Here is a 16,658-nt window from a genome sequence, read left to right as displayed (position 1 = left end):
CGTCGTCTTGGCAGCCCCGAGCGGCAAGGAGTGGGCCTCGAAGTGGCTTGCAGATGTGATATCATCAATTTCCAACCCTTGGGCAGATGCGCAGCCGCATCTTCAGCGAGGGCTGTTAACTCAGAGGTAGAGTACCACCTTGACACGGTGGGAGCCGCTGGTTCGATTCCAGCACAGCCCATTGTCAGAGGATCCCAAAGACTGATACATTCACGCTGAACTCTCCTGAACATGGTTCAGGAAAGAAGCGATCGCATCCTGCCTATCTCTGAGCAGGAAGGCGGTATCCCGCAAAGCCCTGAGGAATACCCCCCGAGCGCTTTCCCCCTTCACTTCCCGGCAACCGTTGCGGTGGACTCAAGGATCAGGGGGAAACTTGGTCTACTATATCCCTCTCAATGACTTTTGCCAAACCGCCTAAAGCTCAGTAAATTCAGCAAAGTTCAGGGTTTTGGGGGTTAGAGGCATGCTCTGCCAAAGTTCGAAAAGGCCTTGTCCGGCAAACCCTCTCGGCTTTCAGGGATCCCGACAATTCCATGCAACCTGCGAAAATCCAGGGGGGGACGGGCTCCTCTCTGCAGCGGCTGTTTTGGAGGGCTGGAGCGTTGGTCTGGGGTTACGGCCAATTTCTTCGGATCCCGGCCAGGGATCCCTATACTGGAGTAGGAGCCCTGGAAGGCGCCGGCGTGGCAAGGGTAGCATTAGGTCAAACTGCGAGAGGGGGAAACGACCGATGGGATTGTTCGATCGGGTCAGCCGGATCATCAGAGCCAACCTCAACGCGCTGATCAGCAGTGCCGAAGATCCGGAGAAAATCCTGAACCAAACCATTCAGGACATGTCTGAGGATCACTACCAAATGCGGCAGGCAGTTGCCCAGGCCATTGCTGCCCAGAAGCGGATCGAGCGGCAGTACGAGCAGGCGCAGCAGAACGTCGACGAGTGGCAAAGGCGCGCCGAGTTGGCCCTGCGCAACAACAACGAGGCCCTGGCCCGCGAAGCGCTGGTGCGCAAGAAAACCTTTGCCGAAACCGCCCAGAGCCTGAAGCGGCAGTTGGATGAGCAGACCAAACAGGTGGAAGTCTTGAAGGCCAACATGACCAAGCTGGAGAGCAAGATCGCCGAGGCCAAGACCAAAAAGGATATGCTCATCGCGCGGGCTCGGGCGGCCAAAGCTTCCCAACAAATTAACCAGGTTATCGGACGGGTGGACGCCACCAGTGCCTTCGCGGCTTTCGAGCGTATGGAAGAGAAGGTAAACGCCCTGGAAGCTCAGTCGGCGGCCGTGGCCGAGCTGGCGGTGGACAACTTGGAGCGACAGTTTGCCGCTTTGGAAGCAGGTGGCTCGGACATCGATCACGAGCTGATGATGCTGAAAGCGGCGATGGGGGGCCAATTGCCCGCCGGAGAGCAGAAAGCTCTGCCGAGAGATCAATCTGCTGCCACCAGCGAGAGCGAGGTAGATGTAGAGCTAGAAAATCTACGCCGCGAAATCGACCGGCTTTGAACGAATGGGAGGTAGCGTCTTCTTGAGAGTGTCTCCTCTGGGCTCAGGGGCGTTGGGGTATCCTAAGCAGGGGGACACAGAGTGGTAAGCTAGCCCAGAAGAGCTCTTGGCCTGCCTCTGGTGGGGTTAGGGTAGCCTTCTGCGTTTTTGCGAGAGAAACAAACAGCGATGACCACAGCGAGTATCAAACCTCTGCTGGACGCCAAGCAACTGTTGCAGGCTTATGCGTCTGGCCGGCGGGATTTTTCTGGAACCAACCTGAGCGGAGCCCAGTTGAGCGGCGCGAACTTGAGGGGCATTGTCCTGCGGGATGCCGACTTAAGTGGGGCGGATTTGCGCGAGGGGGATCTGTCGGGCGCAGATCTCTCAGGGGCCGACCTGCGCGGAGCCAAACTGCGGCGGGTGAACCTCATTGGGGCCAAGCTGGTCAAGGCCGATCTGCGGGGGGCCAACCTCTACCGGGCCAAGTTGCTCAGGGCCGACCTTAGCGAGGCCGATCTCAGCCGCGCCGATTTGCGAATTGGCGCCGATCTGCGGGGAGCCATCATCACCAACACCCGTTTTCGCGGCGCCCTCTACGATGAGTACACCAAGTTTCCGGAGGGGTTCAACCCCACCGAGATGGGCATGTAATCCCAGGCTTTCTAGGGAACCAGCTCCTGCCACAGTTGGGCTGCATCGGCGGCAGCCGCCACAAAGGGCGGGTTGTGCAGATCAGGCTTGTTGTAGCGCAAGGGATCCCCTTTTAGATCGGTGACGCTTCCCCCGGCTTGCTCGACGATGCAGTGGGCAGCAGCAGTATCCCACTCCATGGTTGGGTCGAAGCGGGGGTGGAGATGGGCGGATCCCTCGGCCACAAGGCAGAGTTTCAGGGCGCTGCCCACCGACTTCACCTCGAGGGAACCATAGCGCCGCCGCAGCCGCTCGAGAAATTGCTCCGTCTCCGGGCCGCGGTGGGAGCGGCTGGCCACCACTTGCAGAGGGGCCTGGGCGGGCGGGCGGGCCCGGATGGGCTGATCTCCTCTATAGGCCCCCAGCCTTTGCACAGCCCTGTAGGTAAAGCCGAGAGCGGGGGCATGGACGACGCCTAAGAGGGGGATCCCTGCCTCGACGAGGGCGATGTTCACGGTGAACTGGCCGCTGCGCCCGATAAACTCGCGCGTGCCGTCCAAGGGATCCACCAGCCAGAACTGCCGCCACTGTTGCCGCTCCGGATACGGGATCCCGCCGGATTCTTCCGAGAGCACGGGGAGGCCGGGGGTCAGATCTTGCAGGCCCCGCAGGATCAAGTGGTGGGCGGCCAGATCGGCTTCGGTGAGGGGGGAGGAGTCGGCCTTGTCCCTGACCCGGATCTGATCTTGCCGATAGATCTCCAAAATGGCCTGCCCGGCTGTTTCCGCAAGGCGGCTGACATGGGGCAGGAGATCGGCCAGATCCTGCATGGGCAAACTCTCCAGGTTTAGCGACGCACCGGAATGCCGTGGGCGGCCAAATCGGCTTTGATCTGGGCAATTGTCAACTGGCCGTAGTGGAGCAGCGAGGCCAACAGGGCTGCTTCTGCTCCCCCCTCTTGCAGAGCCTGGCGGATGTGGGCACATTCCCCTGCCCCCCCTGAGGCGATCACCGGCACCGCCACCGCCTCGGCCACGCGGCGGGTCAGCTCCAAGTCGTAGCCCGCTTGGGTGCCGTCGGCGTCCATGCTGGTCAACAAGATCTCCCCCGCCCCCCGCTCGGCCACGGTTTTGGCCCACTCCACCGCGTCCAGGCCCGTCGGCTCCCTCCCCCCGCGCACGTACACTTCCCAACCGCCACCCTGAGGTTTGGCACGGGCGTCGATGGCCACCACGATGCACTGGGATCCAAACCGACGGCTGGCCTGGGTGACCAGATCCGGATCCCGGACTGCCGCCGAATTGAGGCTCACCTTGTCGGCCCCGGCCCGCAACAGTTGCCGGATCCCTTCCAGATCGCGGATCCCACCTCCCACCGTGAGGGGGATAAACACCTGCTCCGCCGTGCGCCGCACCACCTCCAGCAAGATTTCCCGCTCTTCGTGAGTGGCGGTGATGTCTAGAAAAACCAGCTCGTCAGCTCCCGCCTGGTCGTAGGCCTGGGCCAGCTCCACCGGATCCCCGGCATCGCGCAACTGCACAAACCGGATCCCTTTGACCACCCGCCCCGCCGCCACATCCAGGCAGGGAATGATCCGCTTGGCCAACATCGCCTTCTCCTCCGCTGGCGCGATGGCCTAGCCAAAGGTGATGACTAAGAAAGGCTCCTGAAACTTGGCCCCGCTTACCTGCCGGCCTGCCAAGCTGGGGGGCAAGAACAAGTTGCGCCGCTGATCCCCGGCGGTGATGGTCAGTTCCGGCCCCGACTGGCTCAGCTCGATCTGGGCCTTGCTGAAGCCGGGAATAAACAGCTTGACGGTACGGGCTCCCTCGTCGATGGCCACCGGCGGCGGCACCTGCGGCACCGCGAAAATCCCTCCTACCGCCTCTTCCAAAGCCGACCAATCGGATCCCTGGCGCCGCGGCAGGATGCGCACAGGCAGCGGAGAAAAATCGGCAGCCGACACTTCCCCAGGAACCAGCGGCATGACCCAGAGGCCACCCACCGTCAGCCCCACCATCTGGGCGCTGCCCCAGAGGTAGCGGGCAGTCTGCACGGCCATCGGATCCGGGGTGGTTACCAGGTGGGCCAACACGCGACGAGGATCGGCGATGGCCTGGCGTCCCTCCTCGAAAATGTTGGTCATCCCCCCCAGCCGATTCGACAGATCCTCTAAAGACGAGAACTCCACTGTGCTGACCGATCGCAGCAGGGGCTCGACGAAAGGGCGCAGGGTTTTGGCCAAGTCGGAGCCCAAAAAAGCTTTAGAAGCCCGCCGCCAGTACCAACTGGCCACCTCCGGGATCCCAAAAGCCCGCAAGGTGGTCAGATCCCCCGGCCCATCGTAGAGAATACAGTCGTACTGGCCGCTGGCATCGTAGCGACGCAGGGCTTCCAGAGCCAGGGCCTGATCCATCCCCGGCAACACCCCCAGCTCCTGGCCGTAGATCTCCCGGAAAAAGGGAGTGCGCACGTATTGGGCTTCCAGCTCCTTGGCCGCCGTCCAGTGTTGCTCCAGGAGCTGAGTTGTGCGCAACTGCACCACACTTAAATTGGCGGCAATGGTTACCGGCTCGCCGGAAAGCGGGATCCCGCCCAAGAGCATCTCCAGCCCCGACCCCGGCTGATGGCCCACCAACAGCACCCGCCGCCCCTGCTGGGCTGCTGCCCGGGCCGCTGCCACGGCCAGGGTGCTCCGGCCTGTGCCCCCTTTGCCCAAGAAGGTAAGGATCTGGCTCATTCCCGCTCTCCAGACTCTCCGTAGATGTCGATGTACAGCGATTGCCCCGCCAACTGAGCTGCCGCCATCATTACCTGCCGAATGGCCTGCAGGGTGCGCCCGCCTCGCCCCAACACCCGCCCGCGATCCTTGGGGTCAAAAGCCAGCCGCAGCCATACCTTGCGCCCGCCACAAGTGGTTTCCACATCCATTTGCGGCGGGCCACCGCTGAGCAACGGCTCGATCAGGAGATGGACAAGGGCCTCGTAATCCGGCATGGGGAGCTAGACGACAGGGAAGAACAACTGCCGAGCCAAGCTTAACCGAAAGCGTAGCCGACCCTAGGCCTCAACCTGAGGCTTTTCCTCCTCAGGCTCCGGCTCCTGGGAGTTCGGTTCCGCTGCCGCCCCAGCCGGCTCGACTTCCCCCGGTTGCCCTGCCATCTCGGCAGAGGCCTCGCAAACAGCGGCAGGCTCCTCTGTGGACGGCGCCGGATCAGGGATCCCAGCCTCCGGCTTGGCGATAGCCGGGATGCGAATCGCGGCAACCACTCCGCCCTCGCCGGCTTTGAGCATCTCGTAGATGCCGGCCTTCCTGAGGAGGCTGTCCACCGTATCTGTAGGCTGAGCGCCACAACGCAACCACTTGAGCAGGCCTGCCGTCTCCAGAACCGTCTCCTTGGTGCGCGGGTTGTAGTAGCCCAACTCCTCCAGCGGACGACCCTCGCGGCGGGCCTTACTTTCGATGGCGACGATGCGATAAGTGGGTTGCCGTCTTTTTCCGTAGCGCTTGAGCCGCAATTTAACCATGGGGTGTCTGCTCCTCGGGGGTGCTCCGCAAGCTGTAAAGGGTTACCAAGAGAAAAAAAGATGAAGCAAGCCAAGTTGCCGCCCCTTCCCACATCCCAGCGGAAGTCTTGGCGGCTAGCTATGACACAGGCCCTCTATTGTAATCGATTTTTCCTCGGCTGAAAAAGGGTCGAATCGACACCAGGTGGCATCTTCGTGGCAAAGTTGAAGAGGAAACCCAAGCTCAGCAGCAACCCCTATGGTCAACTACGCCGACTTGACAGATGAGCAGCGCCAGCTCTACCTCAAAGCCTTGATCGCGGTGGCCCGCGTGGACGGCCAGTTGGACGAAGAGGAGAGCAACTTTTTCCTGCAAATTGCAGAAGGGATGGGCGTCGAAAAACAGGTGGCCCAAAGCTATCTGGCCGACGAGACAGGCGCAACCCTAGACCTCAGCCGGATCCCTCCTCTACACAATGCAGCCGGAGCCTTGATCCTGAGAGATTTGGCGGCGATGGCGGTGGTCAACAACGAGCTGGCGGAAAAAGAAGAGGCCCTGATTTTCGAGATCGGCAAAGCCATGCAGTTCAGCCAGGAGGAGATCAACGAGTTCTTGGACTGGGCCTTCATGGGCCTGCAATGGCAACTGAAAAGCGCCGCTCTGCTGGAGCGCTACGCTGCCGACGGCAACAGCTAGCCTTGGCTTGAGCAAAGCCCAGCCCACCCCCATGGGAAAGGCTTGTATCCACTAGCTGATGTAGCGATCCAGGGCCCGCTGCAGCTCTTCCAGTTCCACCTCGATGTTGCCACTTTCGATGGCGTGGCGGATGCAGTGACGGATGTGATCGTCAAGAATAAGGCGCGCCACCCGATCCAGTGCCCCCTTGACAGCGGCAATCTGCAGCAGCACATCCGGACAGGGCTGATCCTGCTCGATCATGGAGCGGATCCCGCGCACATGCCCCTCGATGCGAGCCAGACGATGGATCAGCTTGCGCCGCGACTGCGGGTCATGGTGGTGAGGCTGGGCTCGCCCCGATAGAGGTGGCCGCTCCAGTGCAAGCTCCCACTCCTCCTCCCAATCGGGTTCTGCAGGGAGGGGGGGGACAGAGCCGGTTGGCACTGGGGGAACGGGATCCGACATAAAAAAGCAGAGGACTGTTTGCATGATACCGCTCGCTTTTCCCCGAGAACGTTGGGGTGCTCTACAATAAGGGGAGATATGAAATTTTGTAAAACCTCTCATACTTTGGCTCCATGACCTCTGTGCTCTCCCCCTTTGGCCCTGTAGAAGCGGATCTGGAGCGTTTACGCCAGAACCTGTCGCGGCTGGTTAGCGCCAAACACCCAATTCTGGCCATGGCTGCCGAACATCTGTTTTCGGCGGGGGGGAAAGGGATCCGACCGGCGATTGTGCTGTTGATTGCGCGGGCTACTACGCCGGATGGGGAGATTACCCCGCAGCATTGGCGCCTGGCGGAAATTACCGAGATGATCCACACGGCCAGCTTGGTGCACGACGATGTCATCGACACTGCCGATGTGCGGCGGGGCATCGACACAGTAAATACCCTTTTCGACAACCGCGTAGCGGTGCTGGCGGGGGACTACCTCTTCGGCCAAGCTGCCTGGTATTTGGCTAACCTGGACAATCTGGAAGTGGTGAAGCTCCTGTCCAAGGTGATCATGGATCTGCCGGAGGGCGAGGTGCGCCAGAGCCTCACCCGCTTCGACCCGGATGTGTCCTTGGAAGAGTACCTGGCCAAGAGCTTCTACAAAACCGCCTCCCTCATATCCGGCAGTTCTAAGGCCGCCGGGCTGCTGAGCGGGGTCAGTCCTGAGGTGGCCGATCGCCTCTTCGACTTTGGCCGCGACCTGGGCATTGCCTTCCAAATCGTGGACGACCTGCTGGATTTCACCGCTTCGGCAGAGATGCTCGGTAAGCCGGTGGGATCTGACCTCATCCAGGGCAACTTGACGGCACCGGTTTTGTTCGCCCTGGAGGAGTTTCCCCAGATGCGAGAGCTGATCCTCCGAGAGCTGGCCGAACCCCAGGATCTCCAGCAGGCCCTGGAGTGGGTTTACCAGAGCAATGGGATCCCGCGCTCCCGCGAGTTGGCGCGAGACTATGCCCGTCGGGCTGCTGAGGCGTTGGAAGTTCTCCCCGATTCGGTAGCCCGCCGAGCTTTGTTTCAGATGGTGGACTATGTGCTGGAGCGGGCCCGCTGAGAGGTTTTCCCAGGTTTAGGTTCGACTCCCCGAGGCCTGCGCCCCTTCAGAAGAGAGCTCCGGATACTCTGGCGGGGTGAAAAAGTGCAGGCGATTGGGGGGCCAAAAGCGGAAGATGGTGTTGCCGATGATGTTCTCTTCCGGCAAAAATCCCCACACATGGGAGTCTTGGCTGTCGTTGCGGTTGTCCCCCATCACAAAATAGGAGCCGGGGGGGACGAGAAATTCGGATCCCTGGTTGGGCACGCCGGGGCAGCGCTCGCCCGGACAGGAGTAATTGGGGGGAGCGTAGATATAGTCCTCCTGGAGCGGGATGCCGTTGACGATCACCTTGCCATCGGCAATGCGGATGCGATCCCCCGGCAGGCCGATCACCCGCTTGATGTAGGCACCGTCGAAGTTCAGCTTGGCAGGCGGGTAGAAGACGATGATGTCGCCCCGTCTGGGGGAGCTGAAGCGGTAGCTGATCTTTTCCACCACCAGCCGATCTCCTTCTTCTAGGGTGGGCAGCATCGAATCGGAGGGGATCCAACGTGCTTCCGCCACAAAGGTGCGAATGCCGAAGGCCAACAGCAGCGCCAGCACCACTGTCAGCAAGTTCTCCCGCTGAGCCTGCCACCAAGCGCGGGATCTGGAGCCAGCGGAGGTTTCTCCTGGCGGCAGCTTGGGCTGGGGCAAAGACGTCGGATCTTTTGACGACATGGCGGCTAGCGCACAAGACTGCACGATCTCCAGATTATCGCACTCAACCGAGGCAGTAGGAGCAGAGGCTGTCCGGTCAAGCCGACGCTAGAGAGACAAAAGGCCGGGAGTAGCCTAGGATCGATAGGCGGAGATACCCTGCTCGTGACTTCCAAGCCCCATGACGATTTCGACAGAAGAGCGCCTAGAGCGGGTCGAGCGGCTGGTTGAAACCAACAGCCAAGCAATAGCTCGCCTCACCCAACAACAAGGGGAGATTCTGGATCGGATCGATCGGCTCTCAGGAGATACCCAAAAGCTCTCGGAGCGGGTCGAGAAGCTCTCGGGTGACGTCGAAAAGCTCACTTTTAAGTTCGACACCGCCCAAACCATTGGGGAACGGCTGGAACGTCTGGCCACCAGCCTGATTGCCGGGGCCACCATCAGCATTATTGCCGGGGTGATTTTGGTGCTGTTGCGGGAGGGATCCCGCTAGGAAGAAGCCGCTCAGGTTGTCGTGGGAATGGGACGCCTGGAGCGAGGAGGAGAGGCTTCTGGATTCCTACAGGCAGGGATTGGGGCAGGAGAGCAGTGGCCCGGCCTGTATCCAAATGCCCATAGGAGATCAACTGCCGGAATTGAGTTTTTCCCAGTCCTGCTGGCGGATGGCGATCATCTGGGCTTGGGCCTGAATGGCCGCCAGCATTTCTGTCATCAGGGGCCAGTCGCTGCCGGGGGGGGTGGGGTATTGCTTCAGCTTCTCGATTGTGGTGCTGAGGGCAGCTTGCAGTTGTTGCAGCAGTTGATGGGCCTGCTGGGCCAAAGCCACAGTCTCGGAGACGCGGAGGCGGTTTTGGCCTTGCTGATACTTGTGGAGGGTCTCCCCTCGCAGAATGCTGAGGATGGCGCCTTCCCTGGAGGAGGAAACCTGGCCACTCTTGGAGCGCTGGGGAATGATGCGCAATTGCAGCACCAGCGGCTCCCCCCGATACATCCGCTCTGCTTCCGCCTGCTGGGGCTCCCCGATCAGCCCTGCATCCAGGGCCATCATCCGCTTCATGGCGGCGATCAACTTTGCCCGTATCGACTCCGAGAGATCCTTAAATAGATCCCGCAAAATCCCCTGCTGGCGGTAGCGCACCCGACACACCAACCCCTCCTGGGGTTCAACAAAAATTTGCTCCGCTTTCTCCTCCAAAGCTCGCCGCAGCATCGAGTTCAGCAACTGCTGCGCCGTCTCTTCCGATTCGTCAACAGGAAGGGGCGGAGCAGTTGGCCGTGCCGGCAGCGGCTGGGTGGGGGTCAGTCGGCTGGGCGGCTCGGCCACGGGAGCAGGAACTTCCCGGGTGACGCGGCTGGCTTGGGCCTGGAGGCGTAGCTGCTCCACCTCTGCCGGGCTCGGCGGATGGCTGAAGTAGTAGGCAATTAAATCCTGCTGCTGCTCAAAAGTAATCGGGATCGGCTCAACGGAGATCTGGGAATAGGCGAGCATCTTGCTCACGTAGTCCAACGCCGCCAAATCCTGGGGATCCACCATGCCCAAGATCAAGCTGTCGGTGTCCAGAGCGAGGGGCACAACCTGGTAGTAGATGCAGATTTCTACCGGCAGGTATTGGGCAATCAGGACCGGCACCCGCGCCCGGTCAACAATGGAGTGTTGTCCCACCGCCAAAGAGGTATCTGGATTGGTCATGGCAAGCCCGCAGTGGATCCCGGAGGGGCGAGGTGTCGTTCTCGATCATAAAGCCTGTGCCCCTTAGCTCTGCGCCCCGCAATACCCTGACTCGTCTGACCGGCACAAGTAATGAATAATGTAATACTAGGAGCATTCATCACCAGCTACAGTGAAAGAAGTTGAGCCTTGTTAAGTCTGGGAGTTAACATCGACCACGTCGCCACCCTGCGCCAGGCTCGCCGCACCGTAGAGCCGGATCCGGTGGCCGCGGCGGTGATCGCCGAGTTGGCAGGGGCAGATGGGATCACGGTGCATTTGCGCGAGGATCGCCGCCATATCCAGGAGCGGGATGTGCGGCTACTGCGCCAGACGGTGCGCACCCACCTCAACTTGGAGATGGCCGCCACCGACGAGATGGTGGCCATCGCCCTGGAGATCAAGCCCGATTATGTCACCCTAGTGCCCGAGCGGCGAGAAGAGGTCACCACCGAGGGCGGTCTGGATGTGGCCGGGCAGGTGTCGCGTCTTAGCGAGGTGGTAAGCCAACTGCAGGGATCCGGCATTCCCGTCAGCTTGTTTGTCGATCCCGATCCCATCCAAATTGCCGCCGCTGCCCAGGTGGGGGCCCGCTGGGTGGAACTGCACACGGGACGCTATGCGGAGGCATCCTCGGAGGCGCAGCAAGAGGCGGAGTTGGCCCAACTGCGGCAGGCCAGCCAACAGGCGATTCAACTGGGCTTGCGGGTGAACGCCGGACACGGCCTCACCTACTGGAACGTCGGCCCGGTGGCCCGGATCCCTGGCATGGAAGAGCTGAACATCGGCCATAGCATCATCAGTCGAGCGGTGCTGGTGGGATTGGAGCGGGCAGTGCGAGAGATGCGTCAGGCGATGGGATTAAGCTCAGGAGTAGGCCCGGCATGAACTCGGAGTACTACAGCTACGACAACTACGTTCTCGACCAGGCTGAGATCGATCGCCTGCTGGATCTGCTGCCCGCCAGCATGCGGGAGAGCGTGAAGATCTTGCCGGCCTCGGAGCGGCAGACGGTGGTGATCAAGGGCCGCCGACAGATGCCCTGGGAACGGCAGATGCGGCTGTTCATCAAACCCTACGAGTGGCGACAGTTCACTCCCCTGCAGCGGGCAGGGCTGTTTCTCCACAAGGTGGGCTACTACAGCCGGGCAGCCTCGCGGCAGATCGACTTTTACCTGGCCATAGCGGCTCTGGGAGGGCTGAGCCTGATCTTCGAGGTCGTGCAGCAAGACCCGGTGGGGGCGACGGTTTCGGGAGGGTTGAGCGGCTTGGCGCTTTGGCAGTTGCGCCGCGACCAGACCAACGACCGCCGTCTTCTGGCTGCCGATGCCTACGCCGTGGATCGCCTGGTGTTGCGCGGGATCCCACGGCTGCAGGCGGTGGAGGCGCTGGGGCAGGCGCTGCACGTGGAGGCCCGTCTGGAGGGGCGCTCCGGCAACGACCTGCTGGACATGTTGCGCTATCAAAATCTGAAGCGGTTGGCCCAACGCCCGGCAGAAGATATCGTGTTGAGCTAGGGCTGGGGGGACTTAGCCATGCTCTCCCCCTCGCGGCTGGGATCCCTGGTGGGCCAGGGGGCATGGGGCCACCACCTCTTGCAGGTGGTGACAACCGACTCCACCAACCGGCTGCTTTTGCAGTGGGGGCGCCAGTTTCCTCAGCCCCTGCCGCCGGGCACGGTTTTGGTCAGCACCCGCCAACGGGCAGGACAGGGCCAGCACGGGCGGGTGTGGCACTCGGAGCCGGGGGGGCTGTATCTGTCGGTCTGGCTGGGATCCCCGCCTCTGCGGCATTCGCTGCTGGAGTTGACCCTGACGCTGGCCTGGGGTGTTGTGGATAGCCTACGACAGAAACTGGGGATCCCGCTGCGGCTGAAATGGCCCAACGACCTGGTGGTGGTGGATGAGCAGTGTCCGGGTTCTCTGCGCAAGCTGGGTGGCCTCTTGGTGCAGAGCCGCTTTGGGGAGAGAGGGCAACTGCTGGGGCTGGTGGCCGGCGTTGGGGTCAATGTCAACAATCCCGTGCCCGCTGGCGGGATTGCCTTGGCAGAAATTCTGGGATCCCGGCAGGACAGCACCGCAGTTGCCGCCTGGGTTTTGCAGGGGATGGAGCGCGGGTTTCAGATCTGGCTGCAGGAGGGGTTTGCCCCTGTGCGCTCCAGGTACGAAGCCTGGACGGTGAAGCCGCAAGTCCAATGGCTCCCTGGTGAGGCGTCGGCTACGGTTTTGGGCCTTGCCGAGGATGGCAGGCTGCGGGTACAAACTCCAGGAGGACAGATCCTCGTCCTTTCTCCCGACCAGGTGCGCCTGAGCTATCAAGCGTCTCTTGCCAGTGGCCCTTCGTTTCCTCCTGAGTGACCCGTGTTGGATCCCTTGCGCATGTCGGCAAAGTCTTTTTGGCTGCGTCTTCTCTCCCGGCCAGGCAGCCGGTTGGCGAGAAGGGCGCGGCTGCTGCGGCGGCTGGGCCTGGGCTTAGGGTTGGGACTGGGCCTGCTGCTCTGCTTCTCTTCCACCGCTCTGCTGGCGCAGACGCAACTCCATCCTCTGCCCCCTCCTCCCTCAATAGGCCCGGCTCTGGACACCCCTGGAGCAGAAGCCCTGCTGTTGGATGGTGCCATTCCCCTGCCGGCGGGCAGCCCAGAGTCTCCAGGCTTGGCGTCCAAACCTGGCAGCTCTCCAACCCTGGAGGCAGAAACCCGCGCAGAGACGGTGGTGGGGCGGGAAATTATTATGGAGCCGCCAGCAACCCAGAACTTGGCCGTCGATGCTCAGCCGGAAAGTGGGGTGCCGGTGGTGCTGATGGAGCGCAGCTCCGGTCGCCGCATCATCCTCATGCCAGGCGAAGAGATTCGTATTGAGGATCCCAGCCAACCCCAAACGCCTAAGCCGCCAGCGCCGGCATTGCCCGAATTGGCGACAGGTGAAGAACAGTTGCTCTATCCTTTGCCCCACCCCGTGCCGATTACCTCTGGGTTTGGCATGCGAATTCACCCCATCCGCGGCCAGCCAGAGTTCCATGCCGGCGTGGATCTGGGGGCCAGCCTGGGCACGCCAATCCTGGCTGCGTTGAGCGGCAAGGTGGTGAGCGCGGGATCCTTGGGAGGCCTGGGAATTACGGTTGTGCTGGACCATGGCGGCAGTCGGCGCACCCGCTACGGCCACATGTCCGAAGTCGCGGTAAGAGCCGGGGAAGTGGTGGAACAGGGATCCGTGATCGGCTATGTGGGGGCAACCGGGGCGGTAACCGGGCCACACCTGCACTTTGAGCTGTGGAAGCGGGCAGGGGGGCAAGGCTGGGTGGTTTTGGACGCCACAGAGGAGCTGAAGGTCGCCGTTGCCCAGTTGCCGGGTTAGCCAGAGCCGGCTTGGGTTAGCATAATTGAGCGGGATCCGAGTCGGCTGACAACCGGCCTACGGGGCCAGCTTTTGCGGACGTGGCGGAATGGCAGACGCGCTAGACTTAGGATCTAGTGCCGCAAGGCGTAAGGGTTCAAGTCCCTTCGTCCGCATGGCCAAACAAGCTCCTCATTCCCGGCCTTTTTCCTAGAGGGAGAAGGAGAAAACTGTGCTACTCCCTTTCCAGGCTGGGACAGCCGGTATAGCGGGACAAGCTCTCCCTGGGGCGAGGAGCGCAGTGTCCTGGGAGAGGAGTTGGGGTGAGGGAATGGTTTCAAACTTGTCCGAAGTGGCTGCAGGATCCCATAACCTTTTGGGCTGGTCTTGGGGAAAGTCTTCTGCCGCTAGCCGGGGAAGATCACTTGCAGGATTTGCTCAGGAGCAATCGAGTCGATCACCCCGTTGGCAGCCTTAACGGCGCGGAACGGCCCTTCGGAAGGCAGCAGCCGCTCCGGCTCAGTGGGGCCAAACACAGCCACCAGGGGAGTTTGGGTGGCTACTGCTAGGTGCATGGGGGCGCTGTCGGTACACAACAGCAGGGTGGAGCCAGCAATCAAGGCCGCCAGTTGGCCCAGGTGGGGAGGGCGGCTCACCGGCAGATCCGGCAGTTGCGACAGAAAGCCCTCCGCCAGCTGCTCATCTTCTGGCCCCAGCAGCAGCACCAGCGGCAGCTCCGGCCGCTTTTCCCGGAAGCCCTTGATGACCTTGACCCAGCTGGCGGGGGGGTAGATTTTCTGAATTCCCTTCTCCTGGGACAGTTGGCTGGCGCCGGGATGTAACAGCACGTAATCTTGGGCAGCATCCCCCAGCAGGCGCTTGCGTTCCTGCTCGGCCCACTCCAGGTCTGTCTTCTTTAGGCGAACCTGAGGCAGGCCTGCCGTCGCAGTGATGCCAAACCCCTGCAGCAGGTCGTGATACATGCTCGCTGCATATTGGGCCGGCTTCAGGGGCACCGGGTCGGTCAGCCAAGGTCGCCCAGGCCCTGGTGGAGCATAGCCAACCCGCTTCGGGATCCCAGTTAGCCAAAGCAGCAGCTTGACCCCTAAGCTTCTGCCCAGGCTCAGCACCGCATCGTACTGCCGTTCCCGGATTCGCCCCAGCAGATCGCTGATATCTCCCAACGAGAGCTGCTCTTTAAACGGAAAGGTTAGCACCCGATTCACCGAGGGACAAACCTCGTAGGCAGCTGCCGCCCGCGGCTCCACCAACACCTCTAGCTCCGCTTCTGGAAAGCGCTGCCGCAAACTTGCCAGGGTGGGAAAAAAAAGAATTTGGTCGCCAATCCCTCCCGGCACCAAAGCTAGAATTCGGGGGGCCAAAGGGGCTTTGCCGAGAACTGCTTGAGAAGCAACCTGCATAGAACATCCTGTCGATAGCTGTAGCTGACCTAGGGAATCCCTGGCCAGGGACGTACCGCGTTTACTCTATCTCAGATTGGGATAGATTCGGAGTGGGCTGGGATCCCAGCAGTCCACTTGTAGCGAAGATAAGGGAAGAATCACTTGGGGCCAGAGCGTTGTGGACGCCGAAAATCAGCTTTTCCGCCTCAGGGAAGAGGCATAGGCGATTTTAATCGCTGATTTCTCTCTCTGCTACACTGTACATACTGACCTACCTTCGTGAAAAACCTAGCCGGCAGCTAAGCAAGACAAACCAAGCAGAGCCTTGGCATTATGTCCTTGCTTGCGCTAGCGGGACAGGGCTGTGAGAGCTGTCTAGAGGCGGCTTGACAACGCCTTTACGAGTCCAGCAACGGACTGGGTAAGAATTCTCCAGCTTTCTTTAGTTGGTGGGAGTGTCGAAAGCTCTCATCCTCGATAATGGGCTGTGGCCGCTACCTTCCCAAAAGGCAGCACCGTGACGGATGAGCCTATTCCGCTGCTGGACTTGACCTTGCAATACCGCGCTCTGGCTGAAACCCTTCTGCCCGAGGTGGAGGCGTTGCTGGCCTCAGGCCAGTACATCGGGGGAGAGGCGGTGCGGCGTTTTGAGGAGCTATTCTCCCGGTTTCTTGGCGGCGGGGACCTGGAGGCTGTTGGCTGCAATTCCGGCACCGATGCTTTGGTGCTGGCCTTGCGCGCCCTTGGGATCCAACCGGGCGACGAGGTCATCACCACTGCCTTTAGCTTTTTTGCCTCCGCCGAGGCCATCGATTTGGTGGGGGCACGGCCGGTGTTCGTGGATGTGGATCCCTGCACCTTCAACCTGGATCCCCAGCTTCTCGAAAGAAGCATCTCCCCGCGCACCAAAGCCATAATCTCCGTGCATTTGTTTGGCCAGGCAGCCAACATGACCCAAATTTTGGCCATTGCGCGACGCCATGGGTTGGCAGTGGTGGAAGATTGCGCCCAGGCCATAGGAGCCTGCTGGGGAGGCAAGCCGGTGGGCACCTGGGGAGATATCGGCTGCTTTAGCTTTTTTCCCACCAAAAACTTGGGGGCCGCAGGGGATGGTGGGGCAGTGGTGACCCGGGATCCGCAACTGGCCCGCAAGGTGCGCATCCTCAAAGACCATGGCCAGGTTGGCCAATACCACCACGAATACATCGGCCTCAACAGCCGTCTGGACGCGCTGCAGGCGGTAATCCTGTCGGTCAAGTTGCCCTACCTGCGGGAGTGGAACTGGCGGCGGCAGGCCATTGCCGAGGGCTATCACCGCCTGTTGCAAGGGATCCCTGGCCTCATCCTGCCCCAGGTGGCAAAGGGGGGAAACTCCGTTTGGCATCAGTACACGGTGCGGGTGCCCGGTTCCCACCCAACCGACTCGCGGCGGCGCGACCGACTGCAGCGGCAGTTGCAGAAGCGAGGCATTGCCAGCCGAGTTTATTACCCTACTCCCCTTCATCTCCAGCCCGTCTACCGCAAGCTGGGATATAAGCCTGGAGATTTGCCCAATGCCGAGCTCTGTGCTGCCCAGGTGTTGTCTTTGCCCTGTTTTCCTGAATTGACCCTCCAGCAACAGGAGCGGGTGGCCCTGGCCATTGCTGAAATCTTGGCAGAAGAACCCTAGCAGCCCT

Annotated in this window: 19 protein-coding genes and 2 tRNA genes; 12 read left to right on the top strand and 9 right to left on the bottom strand. The window is 61.4% G+C overall.

Features of this window, described 5'->3' with window-relative positions; translation table 11 throughout:
- The first annotated feature begins 109 nt into the window (after positions 1 to 109).
- The 3 genes from ACVW0R_RS07330 (at position 110) to ACVW0R_RS07320 (ending at position 2,140) form a co-directional block, all read left to right on the top strand.
- A tRNA-Val gene (locus ACVW0R_RS07330) sits at positions 110 to 181 on the top strand.
- A 552-nt stretch (positions 182 to 733) separates the two neighbouring features.
- Positions 734 to 1,507, top strand: coding sequence for a PspA/IM30 family protein (locus tag ACVW0R_RS07325; protein ID WP_011431094.1), 774 nt, complete (start codon positions 734 to 736; stop codon positions 1,505 to 1,507).
- 168 nt (positions 1,508 to 1,675) lie between these two features.
- A complete protein-coding gene (locus tag ACVW0R_RS07320) occupies positions 1,676 to 2,140 on the top strand; it encodes a pentapeptide repeat-containing protein (RefSeq protein ID WP_011431093.1) in 465 nt (154 codons plus the stop codon).
- A gap of 11 nt (positions 2,141 to 2,151) precedes the next feature.
- Here ACVW0R_RS07320 and cysQ read toward each other — a convergent pair whose 3' ends face one another.
- The 5 genes from cysQ to rpsP form a co-directional block, all read right to left on the bottom strand.
- Positions 2,152 to 2,949, bottom strand: a complete 798-nt coding sequence (cysQ, locus tag ACVW0R_RS07315) for a 3'(2'),5'-bisphosphate nucleotidase CysQ (protein WP_457501873.1) — start codon at positions 2,947 to 2,949, stop codon at positions 2,152 to 2,154.
- 17 nt (positions 2,950 to 2,966) lie between these two features.
- Entirely contained in the window at positions 2,967 to 3,728 is a 762-nt protein-coding gene (gene hisF / locus ACVW0R_RS07310; RefSeq protein ID WP_011431091.1) for an imidazole glycerol phosphate synthase subunit HisF, read from the bottom strand.
- Between the two features lie 27 nt (positions 3,729 to 3,755).
- Positions 3,756 to 4,859, bottom strand: a complete 1,104-nt coding sequence (locus ACVW0R_RS07305) for a Get3/ArsA fold putative tail anchor-mediating ATPase NosAFP (RefSeq protein WP_457501872.1) — start codon at positions 4,857 to 4,859, stop codon at positions 3,756 to 3,758.
- Positions 4,856 to 5,116: a KH domain-containing protein gene (locus tag ACVW0R_RS07300; RefSeq protein WP_011431089.1), complete on the bottom strand. Its 261-nt coding sequence runs from the start codon at positions 5,114 to 5,116 to the stop codon at positions 4,856 to 4,858. Before ACVW0R_RS07300 ends, ACVW0R_RS07305 begins: the two co-directional genes overlap by 4 nt.
- Positions 5,117 to 5,179: 63 nt before the next feature.
- The gene (rpsP, locus tag ACVW0R_RS07295; protein ID WP_011431088.1) at positions 5,180 to 5,647 is read right to left on the bottom strand and encodes a 30S ribosomal protein S16; all 468 of its coding nucleotides are present in this window, start codon (positions 5,645 to 5,647) and stop codon (positions 5,180 to 5,182) included.
- Between the two features lie 238 nt (positions 5,648 to 5,885).
- Between rpsP and ACVW0R_RS07290 the strand changes: the two genes are divergently transcribed.
- Positions 5,886 to 6,323, top strand: a complete 438-nt coding sequence (locus ACVW0R_RS07290) for a TerB family tellurite resistance protein (RefSeq protein WP_414346108.1) — start codon at positions 5,886 to 5,888, stop codon at positions 6,321 to 6,323.
- A gap of 51 nt (positions 6,324 to 6,374) precedes the next feature.
- Here ACVW0R_RS07290 and ACVW0R_RS07285 read toward each other — a convergent pair whose 3' ends face one another.
- Positions 6,375 to 6,794: a metal-sensing transcriptional repressor gene (locus tag ACVW0R_RS07285; RefSeq protein ID WP_228375284.1), complete on the bottom strand. Its 420-nt coding sequence runs from the start codon at positions 6,792 to 6,794 to the stop codon at positions 6,375 to 6,377.
- 89 nt (positions 6,795 to 6,883) lie between these two features.
- On the opposite strand from ACVW0R_RS07285, the gene sds reads away from it, so the two are divergent.
- On the top strand, positions 6,884 to 7,855 hold the full coding sequence (sds, locus tag ACVW0R_RS07280) for a solanesyl diphosphate synthase (protein ID WP_011431085.1): 972 nt from the start codon (positions 6,884 to 6,886) through the stop codon (positions 7,853 to 7,855).
- Between the two features lie 15 nt (positions 7,856 to 7,870).
- Here the strand turns inward: sds and lepB are convergent, their stop codons facing one another.
- A complete protein-coding gene (lepB, locus tag ACVW0R_RS07275) occupies positions 7,871 to 8,557 on the bottom strand; it encodes a signal peptidase I (protein WP_011431084.1) in 687 nt (228 codons plus the stop codon).
- A gap of 160 nt (positions 8,558 to 8,717) precedes the next feature.
- Between lepB and ACVW0R_RS07270 the strand changes: the two genes are divergently transcribed.
- On the top strand, positions 8,718 to 9,032 hold the full coding sequence (locus tag ACVW0R_RS07270; RefSeq protein WP_011431083.1) for a BAR domain-containing protein: 315 nt from the start codon (positions 8,718 to 8,720) through the stop codon (positions 9,030 to 9,032).
- Positions 9,033 to 9,161: 129 nt separating this feature from the next.
- Here the strand turns inward: ACVW0R_RS07270 and ACVW0R_RS07265 are convergent, their stop codons facing one another.
- Positions 9,162 to 10,229: an ATPase, T2SS/T4P/T4SS family gene (locus tag ACVW0R_RS07265; protein ID WP_011431082.1), complete on the bottom strand. Its 1,068-nt coding sequence runs from the start codon at positions 10,227 to 10,229 to the stop codon at positions 9,162 to 9,164.
- A gap of 168 nt (positions 10,230 to 10,397) precedes the next feature.
- Here ACVW0R_RS07265 and ACVW0R_RS07260 point away from each other — a divergent pair, with 168 nt between their 5' ends.
- The 5 genes from ACVW0R_RS07260 (at position 10,398) to ACVW0R_RS07240 (ending at position 13,755) form a co-directional block, all read left to right on the top strand.
- Positions 10,398 to 11,135: a pyridoxine 5'-phosphate synthase gene (locus ACVW0R_RS07260; RefSeq protein WP_011431081.1), complete on the top strand. Its 738-nt coding sequence runs from the start codon at positions 10,398 to 10,400 to the stop codon at positions 11,133 to 11,135.
- Complete coding sequence (locus tag ACVW0R_RS07255; protein WP_011431080.1) at positions 11,132 to 11,764, top strand: DUF3318 domain-containing protein; 633 nt, start codon at positions 11,132 to 11,134, stop codon at positions 11,762 to 11,764. Before ACVW0R_RS07260 ends, ACVW0R_RS07255 begins: the two co-directional genes overlap by 4 nt.
- An 18-nt stretch (positions 11,765 to 11,782) precedes the next feature.
- Positions 11,783 to 12,604 (top strand): biotin--[acetyl-CoA-carboxylase] ligase, encoded by an 822-nt coding sequence (locus ACVW0R_RS07250; protein WP_099812887.1) that lies wholly within the window; start codon positions 11,783 to 11,785, stop codon positions 12,602 to 12,604.
- 21 nt (positions 12,605 to 12,625) lie between these two features.
- The gene (locus ACVW0R_RS07245) at positions 12,626 to 13,600 is read left to right on the top strand and encodes a M23 family metallopeptidase (RefSeq protein WP_099812888.1); all 975 of its coding nucleotides are present in this window, start codon (positions 12,626 to 12,628) and stop codon (positions 13,598 to 13,600) included.
- Positions 13,601 to 13,674: 74 nt separating this feature from the next.
- A tRNA-Leu gene (locus tag ACVW0R_RS07240) sits at positions 13,675 to 13,755 on the top strand.
- Positions 13,756 to 13,986: 231 nt separating this feature from the next.
- Here the strand turns inward: ACVW0R_RS07240 and ACVW0R_RS07235 are convergent.
- Entirely contained in the window at positions 13,987 to 15,000 is a 1,014-nt protein-coding gene (locus ACVW0R_RS07235) for a glycosyltransferase family 9 protein (protein ID WP_049749781.1), read from the bottom strand.
- Between the two features lie 499 nt (positions 15,001 to 15,499).
- Here ACVW0R_RS07235 and ACVW0R_RS07230 point away from each other — a divergent pair, with 499 nt between their 5' ends.
- The gene (locus ACVW0R_RS07230; protein ID WP_457501871.1) at positions 15,500 to 16,651 is read left to right on the top strand and encodes a DegT/DnrJ/EryC1/StrS family aminotransferase; all 1,152 of its coding nucleotides are present in this window, start codon (positions 15,500 to 15,502) and stop codon (positions 16,649 to 16,651) included.
- The last annotated feature ends 7 nt before the right edge of the window (positions 16,652 to 16,658 follow it).

This window comes from Thermostichus sp. MS-CIW-15 (genome assembly GCF_054060575.1).
This window is presented reverse-complemented; position numbering and strand designations above follow the sequence as displayed.